This window comes from Geobacillus genomosp. 3 (genome assembly GCF_000445995.2).
In the GTDB taxonomy this organism is placed as follows: Bacteria; Bacillota; Bacilli; order Bacillales; family Anoxybacillaceae; genus Geobacillus.
On the sequence record NC_022080.4, the window covers coordinates 2,407,608 to 2,419,763 of the forward strand.

The following is a 12,156-nucleotide window of genomic DNA, read 5'->3' on the forward strand; positions in this document are numbered from 1 at the left end:
TTCAAGAAAAGACCATGCGCTCCGGATCTTTTTTCTATAAGCCGGCCTCATCGTAGGCGTCAATAATTTTCGCCACAAGCGGATGGCGGACAACGTCAGACTGCTCTAAAAATACGAAGGCGATGCCGCTAATGGACGCCAAAATGCGTTTGGCGGCCGCAAGCCCCGATTCAACCCCTTTCGGCAAATCGACTTGCGAAATGTCGCCCGTAATGACCATTTTCGATCCGAAACCGAGCCGGGTTAAAAACATCTTCATTTGCGCCGGCGTCGTATTTTGCGCTTCATCAAGAATGACAAAAGCATCCTCGAGCGTCCGGCCTCGCATGTAGGCGAGCGGGGCGATTTCAATCGTGCCGCGCTCAATGAGCCGCTGCACATACTCTGCCCCGAGCACGTCGTTTAACGCGTCGTACAGCGGGCGCAAATACGGGTCGACTTTCTCTTTCAAGTCGCCGGGCAAAAAACCGAGGCTCTCCCCCGCCTCGACAGCCGGACGGGTTAAAATGATGCGTTTGACGCTGCCATTTTTCAGCGCCTTTACCGCCATGACGACAGCCAAGTATGTTTTCCCGGTGCCGGCCGGCCCGATGCCGAACGTCAAGTCGTGCTGTTCAATCGCCGCAACATAATAGCGCTGGCCTAACGTTTTGACGCGAATCGGCTTTCCTTTGGCGTTTTTCGTAATCTCCTCGTCATACAGCTGAACAAGGCCGTCAAGCGCCCCTTTTTTCGCCAGCTGAACGGCGTAAATGATGTCGCGCTCACTGACCGCCACCCCTTTGCGGATGACGATCAACAAATGGCGCAACAGCTCGTCAACAAGCTGGACTTGCTGCGGCGTACCGGAGACGTTGACCGTCTCCCCGCGCGTCACAATTGATACGCCGAGCTCCTCTTCGATTCGCTTTAAATGGGCGTCATGGACACCAAAGAGCGCCGCCGCTTCCTGCTGATTGCGCACATGTTGGCTGATCGTAACAAACTGCTCCGACATTCTCAATCTCCTTGAACGATTGGTTGTGGTACGGCAATATTTTCGATGACTTCGTAATGCAATTCTACCCTTACTTTACCACTCTCTTTCCTCTGATGCAAAACTTTTTCGCCGCGAATGGCCGCCTCCTCCGGCAGCTTGGCCCGCAATTCGCGGCGGGCGATTTTTTTCGCTTCTGCGAACGCTTCCTCCCATGTATAGCTCCGCTTCACCACTTCCGCCTCGCGGATGGTGACGCGCTCGTAGTAAAACGGCAAGTCCCATTTCCAAAAGCGGAACGGTCGTTTTTCCTTCTTGATGATCGTGTGGGCAAACGGCGGCTTCTTCCATCCCCAAACCGGAAGGGAAAAGCGGCCAAAACCGATATAATGATGCTCGGTGAACTCGCCGGTCAACACATGAAACGTCGTCTCAAGCGGCAGGACAACGGTAGACTTGTACCATGTTTCGCCAAATACTTTCCCGGTGGCCGGCACAAATTTCGTCCGCCCTTCGGCTCCGATAATGCCGGAAACGAGCAATTGACCCTTTTGTACGTAATCGTTGACGGAAACGAGCGGTTGTCCTTCCTCAACGAATAAATCAGCCACCACCGCCTCTTTTTTCGCGACTAAATGGCGTGGGGGCGCCGGCTGTTTCGGTTCCGGAATCTCTTTTTCGACAACGCGGAAGTGAAGCGATGTTCCCTCCCATTGAACACCGATCCACGTGATGTCGTGGATGCGTTCCGTTAGCTTTTTTTGCATTGTTTCTGGATCATCAAGCAAAAATTGGAACGCGCCGCGTTCGACTCCCATTCGTTTCAGTTCGCGGGAAATTTGATGTTCTGTCTCTGGGGTCGCGCCTTCGATGTCAATGTTCCAAACGATGTTGGACAGCAAAAACATGATGGCCATAAAAGCGAGCAAGCCGAGCCAAAAGCCGCTGTTTCGCCACGCACGACGCCAAAAAAACGGCAGTCCGGTTCTCCCGACAAACGAAAGCTTGCATTCGCTTTGCCGGGCGATATGGCGCAGCCGTTTCACATCGCTGAGCTTAATGAAAAACGTCACGGTATCCCCGCTATGCTTTTTCACGTTCCATACAGCGATGCCGTTGCGCACACAGGCGTTGATCAACCGTTCCGTCCCTTTGCCTTCCGCCTTGACCCGCACGCTGCCGGCGAGCGTGTCGACCCATTCGTTTTTCATCTTTTTTCCTCCTCTATATAAACGACTTGGCTGATTTTTCCCTCCAACAAAATTTCTTCCGGCAAAATCGTTTTAATAACAAATTGTTCGCCGCGGACAAGCAGCTGACCGTTCCGCAGCAAAAGGCGGAGCTCTTTATCGCTGAACGCAAGCAGCCCGCGGTGGTTTTCGATGTAAATATGGATTTGCCCCACCATCGTAATGCGGGGCAGGTCCATCATGATGTCAGCGGGAAGCTCGAGCTTTTCCGCCATCCACCGCTTCATCTGCTGGCGCCACTTTTTCACCATTAAAAAGAACCCCCTTTCATCTCATATGTATGAGACAAAAGGGGGTTCTAGCACCGCTTTTCAAAAACAGCAGGCCCGCCTGCCGGCAAGGCCCATCGTGTTTTATGAAAGCTGTTGTTGGACTAATTTATTGACGAGCGAACCGTCCGCTTTTCCTTTCACTTTCGGCATGATCGCACTCATGACTTTTCCCATATCCGCCTTCGAAGAAGCGCCGACTTCCTTGATCGTCTGTTGGATCAGTTCGCGCAGCTCATCCTCTGACAGCGGCTTTGGCATATACGATTGAACGATTTCAATTTCAGTTTTCGCTTTTTCGACAAGATCTGAACGGCCAGCGTTTTCAAATTCTTGGAGGGAGTCTTTACGCTGCTTCAGTTCACGAGAAAGAACCGTCAGCTCTTCGTCTTCTGACAGCGGGCTTTTGCCGAGCTTGATCGCTTCGTTTTGCAGCGCCGCTTTCAACATGCGCAGAACGGACAGCTTTTCTTTCTCCTTGTTTTTCATCGCCTGCTTCATATCGTCATTCAAACGATCGAGAAGACTCACCGATTATACACCCTCTTTGATCCGTGCTCTTAGTGCTTGCGCTTTCTAGCCGCTTCAGATTTTTTCTTCCGTCTGACGCTTGGCTTTTCATAAAATTCGCGCTTTCTCACTTCTTGCAAAGTACCGGTTTTCGAAACGGCACGTTTAAAGCGACGAAGAGCGTCGTCGATCGACTCATTTTTGCGAACGATCGTTTTGGACATCCTGCTTCCCTCCCTCCGAACAACAACCATTGCATATTGTACTTGTCAATTATAATACATGCCGATGGAAAAGGTCAATAAAAAAAGCTTGGCCGCCCCGTCCTGTCCCGCTCTCCTTCAAAAAACGGTCATCGCCCGCGGACAAGGCCCATACATATAAGATGAAAGGGGAGATCGTCCGTGGGGCCGCTTTTGATGCTGTTTGCCATTTACACCGCCATTTTTTTGATCGGCATGTTCATGATGAAAGCCGGGTTTTACACTTTGTCCGGCCATCGGCTGAAGCGATGGCTCATGCGCTTTACCGCCACACCATGGCAAGCGTTTCTCGCCGGCTTGGCGACGACCGCGCTTGTGCAAAGCAGCTCGGCGGTGATGGTGATGACCGTCGGTCTCGTCGCCACCGGCTATTTATCGTTCCGGCAGTCGATCGGCATCATTTTAGGCAGCAATATCGGTTCAACGGTCACGACCGAGCTCATGACCCTCGATATCGGCGATGGCGCCATTTCGCTTCTTCTCGGCGGCGCGCTGCTCGTCTTGATCGGGCGTCACCGCCTCATTTACAGCATCGGGATGATTGCCGTCGGCCTTGCCGCCTTGCTGTTCGCCATGGACGGCTTCAGCAGCCTCGCTAAACCGCTGGCCGCCTATCCGCTCGTTGATGATTGGCTGCAGCAGACAAACCGTTCAACGACGGTCGGCCTCCTTGTTGGCATCGTCTTGACCGCCCTCGTTCATTCAAGCGCAGCGACAATCGGCATCGCCATGGGCTTTTTAACCGAACAGTTGTTGACGCTTCCAGCCGCCATCGCGATATTGCTTGGCGCCAACATCGGCACGTGCATTACCGGGCTGCTCGCCTCGATCGGTTCAAGCAAAGAAGCGCAGTTAACGGCCTACACCCATTTATGGCTGAACGTCACCGGCGTGGCCGTATTTCTTTTTTGGACCGAGCCGCTCGCCCGTTTCGCGGCCATGCTCAGTTCCGCGCCCGACGTGCAGCTCGCCCATGTAAGCGTCCTGTTTAACGTCATTTGTTCTGTCGCCGCCTTGCCGTTTGTCAGCGCCATTGAAACAGCTATGTTGTTTTTGCACACCCGCAGACGGACTTAATAGCCATTGCCGCCAGTTCGGCCGCTGACGATCGCCACCCCGGAGCTCGTCCCGATGCGCGTCGCCCCGGCTTCCATCATCGTTTCCGCTGTTTTCCGATCGCGGACGCCGCCGGAGGCTTTGACGCCTACTTTGTCGCCGACTGTCCGGCGCATGAGCACCACGTCCTCGACTGTCGCTCCGCCGCCCGAGAATCCAGTCGATGTTTTCACATAGTCAGCGCCCGCTTTCACTGCCAATTGGCAAGCGCGCACTTTTTCATCGTCGGTCAACAAGGCCGTTTCGATAATCACTTTCACAAGCGCCTTCCCGTCCGCCGCCTCGACGACCGCGCGAATGTCGCGCTCAACAAGCTCGTCAGCGCCGCTTTTTAACGCGCCGATATTGATCACCATATCGACTTCACGCGCGCCGTTTTCGATGGCGTTGTTCGTTTCAAACGCTTTCGTTTCCGGCGTTGTCGCCCCAAGCGGGAAGCCGATGACCGTGCAAACGCGGACATCGGTGCCGGAAAGCTCTTGTGCCGCCGTTTTCACCCACGCCGGGTTGACGCACACGGAAGCGAAGCCATATTGCTTTGCTTCTTGGCATAATTGAATAATCTGTTCTTCCGTCGCTTCTGGTTTCAGCAGCGTATGGTCGATCATTTTGGCGATATCCGCCGTCATGGAAAACCGCTCCTTTCTTCCGTTGCTGCAAAAATTGAAAGGTCTGACGTCTACCATCATACCATGTCCCTGCGACAAAAACTAGCCGTCATCTATATTCTCTCCCGTTTCCGTAAGCTTTTTAGCCCGAGGCAGCTCCATGCCAAAAAGCGAAAAACCCAGCCTAACGGCTGGGTTTTATGAGGCGTTGCACTTCGTCCTACCCGATGATGTGGATGGTTATGAGCTGACTTTTAGCGAGCGCATGGCCTCCTCCGGCACAATGCGGACAAACTCGCCTTCATTATACGGATAGCCCGCTTTCGTGATTTTCACTTTCACCAGTTCGCCGATCATCTTTTCGGTTGCCGGGAAGCGCACTTTCAAATAGTTGTCCGTATAGCCGATATACATCCCCGGCTCTTCCTTGTCGTGCTCTTCCGGAATGACTTCGAGCACTTGCCCTTCAAACCGGGAAGCGTATTCTTTTGCCAGCTGATCGGATAGGGCGATCAAACGGCGGACGCGGTCATGTTTCGTCTCCTCATCGATTTGGTCCGGCATGCGGGCCGCCGGTGTGCCGGTCCGCTTCGAATATGGGAAAACGTGCAGTTCAGAGAACCGCTGTTCGCGGATAAAGTTGTACGTCTCCATAAATTCCTCTTCCGTTTCGCCCGGGAAGCCGACAATGACATCAGACGTTACGGCGAGTTCCGGAAACACTTCGCGCAACCGGGCGAGCCGCTCAGCAAAAAATTCCACCGTATATTTGCGGCGCATCCGCTTGAGCACGGTGTTGGACCCGGATTGAAGCGGAATGTGCAAATGGCGGACGATTTTGTCCGAACGCTTCAACACATCGATCACTTCATCAGTAATTTGGCTTGCCTCAATCGACGAGATGCGGATCCGTTTCAGTCCCGGCACTTGCTCGTCCAAATCGCTAAGCAGCGCGGCAAAGTTGTAGTCTTTTAGATCGGTGCCATAGCCGCCCGTATGAATGCCGGTCAACACGATTTCCTTATAGCCGGCGGCGACGAGCTGGCGCGCCTGGCGGATGATTTCTTGCGGATCGCGCGAACGCATTAAGCCGCGCGCCCATGGGATGATGCAAAACGTGCAAAAGTTGTTGCACCCTTCTTGAATTTTCAGCGACGCCCGCGTCCGATCGGTGAACGCCGGCACGTCCATCTCTTCGAACACGCGCGTTTTCATAATGTTGTGGACCGCATTGATCGGCTGGCGTTCACGCTGAAATTGCCCGACATATTCTAAAATTTTATGACGGTCTTGCGTGCCGATCACAATATCGACGCCGGGAATCGCCATCACCTCGGCCGGCGATGTTTGCGCATAACAGCCGGTCACGCAGACGACGGCGTCCGGATTGCGGCGCACCGCGCGGCGGATGACTTGGCGGCTTTTTTTGTCGCCCGTATTGGTCACTGTGCATGTGTTGATCACATACACGTCGGCACGACTTTCAAACTCTTTCCGTTCATAACCAGCCTTTTTAAACAGCTGCCAAATCGCTTCTGTTTCATAATGATTGACTTTGCAGCCCAATGTATGGAAAGCCACTGTTGGCATGTTCTTCACCTCACTCCGCACCATCGCTGACTGTCAGCGAATGGCTTGATTTTGATATAACCAAACGGCTTCACTCCCGTTCTTTCCGACGCAGCTCCCATTCGTACGAAACAGCTGAAAGCAAGTACAGCGGCGCCGTTTCCGTCCGCAAAATGCGCGGGCCAAGGCTGCACGGAGAAAAACCGCTTTGTTGAAGACGCTCGGCCTCCTCCGGACTGAACCCGCCTTCCGGCCCAAAAACGGCCAGCAGCGAGCCGCCCGGCTTAAGGCCGGCCAGAAGCGCCGGAAGCGAGGCGTGCCGCCCTCCGCGCCCCTCCTCTTCATAGGCAAACAGCCGGTTATCAACCGTTTCCCCGAAAGCGATCAATTCCTTGAGTGAAAGCGGCGCCCACACTTTTGGCAGCAACGTGCGTTCCGCCTGTTCGGCCGCCTCTTTCGCAATTTTCCCCCAACGTTCCACTTTTTTCTCCGCTTTTTTGGCATCCCATTTAACAATCGAGCGGGCGGCCATAAACGGAAGAAAGCCGGCGGCTCCGAGCTCGGTTCCTTTCTGGATGACAAGCTCCCATTTTTCGCCTTTTGGCAACCCTTGGGCGATATAAATGCGCACCGGCAGTTCGCGCTCCTCTTCTTTCCATTGTACAATACGGGCGCGCACATGCTCATTGGCAATTTGTTCAATCGTGCACACCGCCGTGCGCCCGTTCGGAAAAACGCAGGCGATGGCGTCTTCCGGCTTCATGCGCATGACGCGGACGATATGATGGGCGTCATCGCCGCTGATGACGACGTTTTCGCCTTGACGCTCCCGATCGGAAACGAAATAGCGCTGCACCAAACATCCCTTCTTTGCTTACGGTTTGATGGCGACAAACGCCACCCAGTCTTCCATCGCAACAACTTCTTCGATGACAAACCCGGCGGCAAGCAGCCCGTCTTTGACATCCTGTTTTTTCGCCTGGATGATGCCGGACGTGATAAAGCGGCCGCCCGGCTTCAACAGCCGGAAGGCGTCGGAAGCGAAGCGCAAAATGATTTCCGCCAAAATGTTGGCGACGATGACATCAGCCGGCTCGTCAATATGGTCAAGCAAATTGTTTTGCGCCACCGTGACGATAGACTGCACTTTATTGAGCTTGACGTTCAGCCGCGCGCTGTCGACTGCCACCGGATCTAAGTCGAGCGCCCGCACTGATCCGGCGCCAAGCATGGCGGCGGCAATGCTCAAAATGCCGGATCCGGTGCCGACGTCAATGACGTCATCGCCGGGGCGCACATATTTTTCGAGCGCCTGCAGGCACATGACTGTCGTCGGGTGGGTGCCGGTGCCAAACGCCATGCCTGGATCCATTTCGATGATCAGCTCATCGCCGGAAGCCGGCTCATATGTTTCCCATGTCGGCACGATTGTAAACTTTTCCGATACTTTCACCGGATGGTAATGTTTTTTCCACGCCGTCGCCCATTCTTCCTCATTCACTTCGCTCAACGTAATGTTATTTTTGCCAAGGTCAATATCATATAGCCATAAATTGTTAATCGCCTGCTTAATTTGTTCCACCGTTTCGCCAAGAAAACTATTGACCGGCAAATACGCTTTAATGATGACCCCTTCTTCCGGATAATCGTCCGGATTGAGCTCGACGATTTCGCCATACCAGTCGTCGCGGTCTTTCACGAGATCGTACGGATCTTCGATGACAACGCCGCCGGCACCCGCTTCATGCAAAATGTTTGAAATCGCCTCGACCGCCTCATGCGTCGTATGGATGCTGATTTCTGACCATTTCATCGCGCTCACGCTTCTCCTTTAAACGCCTTTTTTACTTTCTCAAAAAACCGGCCGTGCGGCCCGTCATGCATTGTTTCTCCGCCGAGCCGATCGAACTCGCGCAGCAGCTGCTTTTGTTTCTCTGTCAGCTTCGTCGGCGTGACGACGCGGACGACGACGTGTTGGTCGCCTTGACCGTAGCCGTGCACGTTCGGCACTCCTTTTCCTTTTAAGCGGAAGCGCGTGCCCGTTTGCGTACCGGCCGGAATTTTCAGCTTTACATCACCGTGGAGCGTCGGCACCTCAATTTCATCGCCGAGCGCCGCTTGGGCAAACGAAAGCGGCACTTCACAATAAATATCATCGCCATCACGTTTGAAAAACTCATGTGGTTCAACGCGAAAAACGATGTATAAATCCCCCGGCGGCCCGCCGTTGACCCCCGGCTCCCCTTTGCCGGCAACGCGCAGCTGCTGGCCGTCGTCGACGCCAGCCGGAATTTTGACATGAATTTTTTTTCGCTGTTTGACGCGCCCCGTGCCGCCGCACGTCGAACATTTTTCTGGAATATAGCGCCCCGTGCCGCCGCAAACCGGGCACGTTCGGCGGTTGACGATGCGGCCAAACGGCGTCGCCTGTTCACTTGTCACTTGTCCGCTGCCGCCGCAATGCGGACACGATTGCGGGCTTGTTCCCGGTTTGGTGCCGTTGCCGTGGCATGTGTCACACAGCTCTTCATGCGGCACTTCAATTTCCGTTTCTTTCCCGAACGCTGCTTCCTCAAACGTGAGCGTCATCATATATTCCACGTCGGCCCCTTTGCGCGGCCCGCTCGCCCGCCGGCGTGAACCGCCGCCAAAAAACGTCTCAAAAATATCTTCAAAGCCGCCAAAACCGCCGAAACCGCCAAAATCAAACCCGCCGCCTTGGAAGCCGCCCCCGAACGCCTCGTTCGGGTCGGTATGGCCGAACCGGTCGTAGCGGGCCCGCTTTTCATCATCGCTTAACACTTCATACGCTTCTTTAATCTCTTTAAACTTCTCCGCGGCGTCCGGCGCTTTATTAATGTCTGGATGATACTGCTTCGAAAGCTTTCGATACGCTTTTTTAATCTCGTCTTTCGTCGCGGTTTTACTGACGCCGAGAACTTCGTAGTAATCGCGCTTCGCCATCGTTGATCATCCACTCCCGATTCACTCACATAAAGGTTATTTTATCATTCCCCTTGACTTTATGGCAACATGGGAATGCTAGAAAAAAAGTCAAAGCCAAGGCAGGCCTGACTTTGACTGTTTGCACCATTATTTGTCGTCCTTCACTTCTTCAAATTCGGCATCAACGACATTGTCCCGGTTGGCGGCGCCAGCTTGTGCCCCGGCCTCTTGCGCCTGTTTCGCCGCTTGCTCATACAGCTTGATCGACAGTTGCTGCACCGCCTCTTGCAGCGCGTCTTTTTTCTTGCGGATATCATCAAGGTCGTTTTTCTCGAGCGCCGCTTTCAACGCATCTTTCGCATCTTGCGCTTTTTTGATTTCATCAGCGCTCACTTTCCCTTCAAGCTCTTTCACCGTTTTTTCAGTTGTAAAGATGAGCTGGTCGGCTTCATTGCGCAGCTCGGCCGCTTCCTTCCGCTTCCGGTCGGCTTCGGCGTTTTCCTCCGCCTCTTTGACCATGCGCTGAATTTCTTCTTCCGACAGGCCAGACGACGATTTAATCGTAATCGATTGCTCTTTGTTCGTGCCCAAGTCTTTGGCGCGCACATGGACGATGCCGTTGGCGTCAATGTCAAACGTCACTTCAATTTGCGGCACGCCGCGCGGCGCCGGCGGGATGCCGGTCAGCTGGAAGCGGCCGAGCGTTTTGTTGTCCGCCGCCATCGGGCGCTCCCCTTGCAGCACATGGATGTCTACTGTCGTTTGGTTGTCGGCGGCCGTGGTGAACACTTGCGATTTGCTCGTCGGAATGGTCGTATTCCGTTCGATTAATTTCGTGAACACGCCGCCCATCGTCTCAATGCCAAGCGACAGCGGGGTAACATCAAGCAAGACAACATCTTTCACTTCACCGGCAATGACCCCGCCTTGAATCGCCGCACCGATGGCGACGACTTCATCCGGGTTGACGCCTTTGTGCGGCTCTTTCCCAAGCTCGCGCTTAATCGCCTCTTGGACAGCCGGAATGCGCGTCGAACCGCCGACTAAAATCACTTTGTCAATATCAGCCGGCGTCATGCCAGCATCTTGCAGCGCTTGGCGAACCGGCCCCATCGTCCGTTCGACGAGGTGGGCGGACAGCTCTTCAAATTTCGCCCTGGTGAGCGTTGTCTCCAAATGGAGCGGGCCGTTTTCGTTCGCGCTGATGAACGGCAGCGAAATTTGCGTCTGCGTGACGCCCGACAGTTCTTTTTTCGCCTTTTCAGCTGCATCTTTCAAGCGCTGAAGCGCCATTTTATCTTTCGATAAGTCGATGCCATGCTCTTGTTTGAACTGGCTGACCAAATAATCGATGATCACTTGGTCGAAGTCATCGCCGCCCAAATGGTTATCCCCGGCAGTCGCTTTCACTTCAAAGACGCCGTCGCCAAGCTCCAAAATGGAAACGTCAAACGTCCCACCGCCCAAGTCATAGACGAGAATCGTTTGATCCTCCTCTTTGTCAAGACCGTAAGCGAGAGCGGCCGCCGTCGGCTCGTTGATGATGCGCTCAACTTCAAGCCCGGCGATGCGTCCGGCATCTTTCGTCGCCTGGCGCTGGGCATCGTTAAAGTACGCCGGGACGGTGATGACGGCGCGTGTCACCGGCTCTCCCAAATAATCTTCGGCGTACGACTTCAAGTATTGCAAAATGATCGCCGAAATTTCCTGCGGCGTATATTGCTTCCCTTCGATGTCAACTTTGTAATCCGTCCCCATGTGGCGCTTAATCGAGATAATCGTGTTCGGATTCGTGATCGCCTGCCGTTTGGCGACCTCACCGACTAAACGCTCACCGTTTTTAAACGCTACAACCGATGGGGTTGTGCGGTTTCCTTCCGGGTTTGGAATGACTTTGGCTTCGCCGCCTTCTAACACGGCGACGCAAGAGTTTGTCGTCCCTAAGTCAATGCCGATAATTTTGCTCATCGCTCATCACCCTCCATTTCCGTTATTGGCTTACCTTGACCATCGCAGGACGGAGAATGCGATCCTTTAACTTATAGCCCTTTTGGAATTCCTCGACCACTGTATTCGGCTCGTAGCCGCCTTCATCCGTCTGCATGACCGCTTGATGCAAATGGGGGTCAAACGGCTTCCCGACCGCTTCAATCGCCTCGACGCCTTCTTTTTTCAACGCGTCAAGGAGCGAACGGTACACCATTTCCATCCCTTGCAAAATCGATTTGGCTTGTTCATTTTCCGTCTCTATTTTCAAGGCGCGCTCAAAGTTGTCAAGCACCGGAAGCAAATCGCTCGCCAAACTTTGGGCGCGGTATTTTTCAGCCGCTTCCATCTCTTGGCGTGTCCGGCGGCGGAAATTTTCAAAATCAGCATACAGGCGGAGATAGCGGTTTTCCATCTCAGCCAACTTGGCTTCGAGCTCCGCCACTTGCGCTTTGGCGGCCGCGAGCTCCCCCGCCTCGGCTTGCACCTCCTCAGCAGATCCGGTTGCCCCAGAGACCGGCTCTGGCTCCCCGCCAACCGACCCGGCAGCATCCGCTTCGCCTTCCGGCTGTAGAACCGCCTCTTCCGACGAAACCGGCTGCTCCATTTCAGGTTCGTTGTATGTAGCTTGTTCAGTCATTTGTTTTTCTCCTTGCTCCATTG

At 54.1% G+C, this 12,156-nt stretch carries 13 protein-coding genes; 1 reads left to right on the forward strand and 12 read right to left on the reverse strand.

Annotated features, from left to right (window positions below; genetic code table 11):
- Positions 1–34 precede the first annotated feature (34 nt).
- The 5 genes from M493_RS12015 to rpsU form a co-directional block, all read right to left on the reverse strand.
- Positions 35–997 carry a PhoH family protein gene (locus M493_RS12015; RefSeq protein ID WP_020960624.1) on the reverse strand — a complete coding sequence of 321 codons (963 nt, stop codon included), beginning with the start codon at positions 995–997 and terminating at the stop codon, positions 35–37.
- Positions 998–999: 2 nt separating this feature from the next.
- Positions 1,000–2,187, reverse strand: a complete 1,188-nt coding sequence (gene yqfD / locus M493_RS12020) for a sporulation protein YqfD (protein ID WP_020960625.1) — start codon at positions 2,185–2,187, stop codon at positions 1,000–1,002.
- Positions 2,184–2,477 carry a sporulation protein YqfC gene (gene yqfC, locus M493_RS12025; protein WP_020960626.1) on the reverse strand — a complete coding sequence of 98 codons (294 nt, stop codon included), beginning with the start codon at positions 2,475–2,477 and terminating at the stop codon, positions 2,184–2,186. The genes yqfD and yqfC overlap by 4 nt, the downstream gene beginning before the upstream one ends.
- 102 nt (positions 2,478–2,579) lie before the next feature.
- On the reverse strand, positions 2,580–3,026 hold the full coding sequence (locus M493_RS12030; protein WP_020960627.1) for a GatB/YqeY domain-containing protein: 447 nt from the start codon (positions 3,024–3,026) through the stop codon (positions 2,580–2,582).
- Between the two features lie 29 nt (positions 3,027–3,055).
- The gene (gene rpsU, locus M493_RS12035) at positions 3,056–3,229 is read right to left on the reverse strand and encodes a 30S ribosomal protein S21 (RefSeq protein ID WP_008879912.1); all 174 of its coding nucleotides are present in this window, start codon (positions 3,227–3,229) and stop codon (positions 3,056–3,058) included.
- Between the two features lie 180 nt (positions 3,230–3,409).
- On the opposite strand from rpsU, the gene M493_RS12040 reads away from it, so the two are divergent.
- On the forward strand, positions 3,410–4,345 hold the full coding sequence (locus tag M493_RS12040) for a Na/Pi symporter (RefSeq protein WP_020960628.1): 936 nt from the start codon (positions 3,410–3,412) through the stop codon (positions 4,343–4,345).
- On the opposite strand, the gene deoC is transcribed toward M493_RS12040, so the two are convergent.
- From deoC to grpE, 7 genes are all read right to left on the reverse strand, one after another.
- Complete coding sequence (gene deoC / locus M493_RS12045) at positions 4,342–5,013, reverse strand: deoxyribose-phosphate aldolase (RefSeq protein ID WP_020960629.1); 672 nt, start codon at positions 5,011–5,013, stop codon at positions 4,342–4,344. The two genes, M493_RS12040 and deoC, sit on opposite strands and share 4 nt — an antisense overlap.
- Before the next feature lie 219 nt (positions 5,014–5,232).
- A complete protein-coding gene (gene mtaB / locus M493_RS12050; protein ID WP_020960630.1) occupies positions 5,233–6,582 on the reverse strand; it encodes a tRNA (N(6)-L-threonylcarbamoyladenosine(37)-C(2))-methylthiotransferase MtaB in 1,350 nt (449 codons plus the stop codon).
- A 70-nt stretch (positions 6,583–6,652) separates the two neighbouring features.
- A complete protein-coding gene (locus M493_RS12055) occupies positions 6,653–7,417 on the reverse strand; it encodes a 16S rRNA (uracil(1498)-N(3))-methyltransferase (protein WP_020960631.1) in 765 nt (254 codons plus the stop codon).
- Positions 7,418–7,435: 18 nt separating this feature from the next.
- Entirely contained in the window at positions 7,436–8,374 is a 939-nt protein-coding gene (prmA, locus tag M493_RS12060; RefSeq protein ID WP_023817692.1) for a 50S ribosomal protein L11 methyltransferase, read from the reverse strand.
- A gap of 5 nt (positions 8,375–8,379) precedes the next feature.
- Entirely contained in the window at positions 8,380–9,525 is a 1,146-nt protein-coding gene (gene dnaJ / locus M493_RS12065; RefSeq protein WP_020960633.1) for a molecular chaperone DnaJ, read from the reverse strand.
- 129 nt (positions 9,526–9,654) lie between these two features.
- Positions 9,655–11,475 (reverse strand): molecular chaperone DnaK, encoded by a 1,821-nt coding sequence (dnaK, locus tag M493_RS12070; protein WP_020960634.1) that lies wholly within the window; start codon positions 11,473–11,475, stop codon positions 9,655–9,657.
- Between the two features lie 22 nt (positions 11,476–11,497).
- The gene (gene grpE / locus M493_RS12075; protein ID WP_020960635.1) at positions 11,498–12,154 is read right to left on the reverse strand and encodes a nucleotide exchange factor GrpE; all 657 of its coding nucleotides are present in this window, start codon (positions 12,152–12,154) and stop codon (positions 11,498–11,500) included.
- Positions 12,155–12,156: the final 2 nt, after the last annotated feature.

What these genes read in the sequence shown, in the direction of transcription:
- M493_RS12015 (WP_020960624.1), bottom strand. Translation starts at nt 997, where the DNA reads ATGTCGGAGCAGTTTGTTACGATCAGCCAACATGTGCGCAATCAGCAG.
- yqfD (WP_020960625.1), bottom strand. Translation starts at nt 2,187, where the DNA reads ATGAAAAACGAATGGGTCGACACGCTCGCCGGCAGCGTGCGGGTCAAG.
- yqfC (WP_020960626.1), bottom strand. Translation starts at nt 2,477, where the DNA reads ATGGTGAAAAAGTGGCGCCAGCAGATGAAGCGGTGGATGGCGGAAAAG.
- rpsU (WP_008879912.1), bottom strand. Translation starts at nt 3,229, where the DNA reads ATGTCCAAAACGATCGTTCGCAAAAATGAGTCGATCGACGACGCTCTT.
- deoC (WP_020960629.1), bottom strand. Translation starts at nt 5,013, where the DNA reads ATGACGGCGGATATCGCCAAAATGATCGACCATACGCTGCTGAAACCA.
- mtaB (WP_020960630.1), bottom strand. Translation starts at nt 6,582, where the DNA reads ATGCCAACAGTGGCTTTCCATACATTGGGCTGCAAAGTCAATCATTAT.
- prmA (WP_023817692.1), bottom strand. Translation starts at nt 8,374, where the DNA reads ATGAAATGGTCAGAAATCAGCATCCATACGACGCATGAGGCGGTCGAG.
- dnaJ (WP_020960633.1), bottom strand. Translation starts at nt 9,525, where the DNA reads ATGGCGAAGCGCGATTACTACGAAGTTCTCGGCGTCAGTAAAACCGCG.
- dnaK (WP_020960634.1), bottom strand. Translation starts at nt 11,475, where the DNA reads ATGAGCAAAATTATCGGCATTGACTTAGGGACGACAAACTCTTGCGTC.
- grpE (WP_020960635.1), bottom strand. Translation starts at nt 12,154, where the DNA reads ATGGAGCAAGGAGAAAAACAAATGACTGAACAAGCTACATACAACGAA.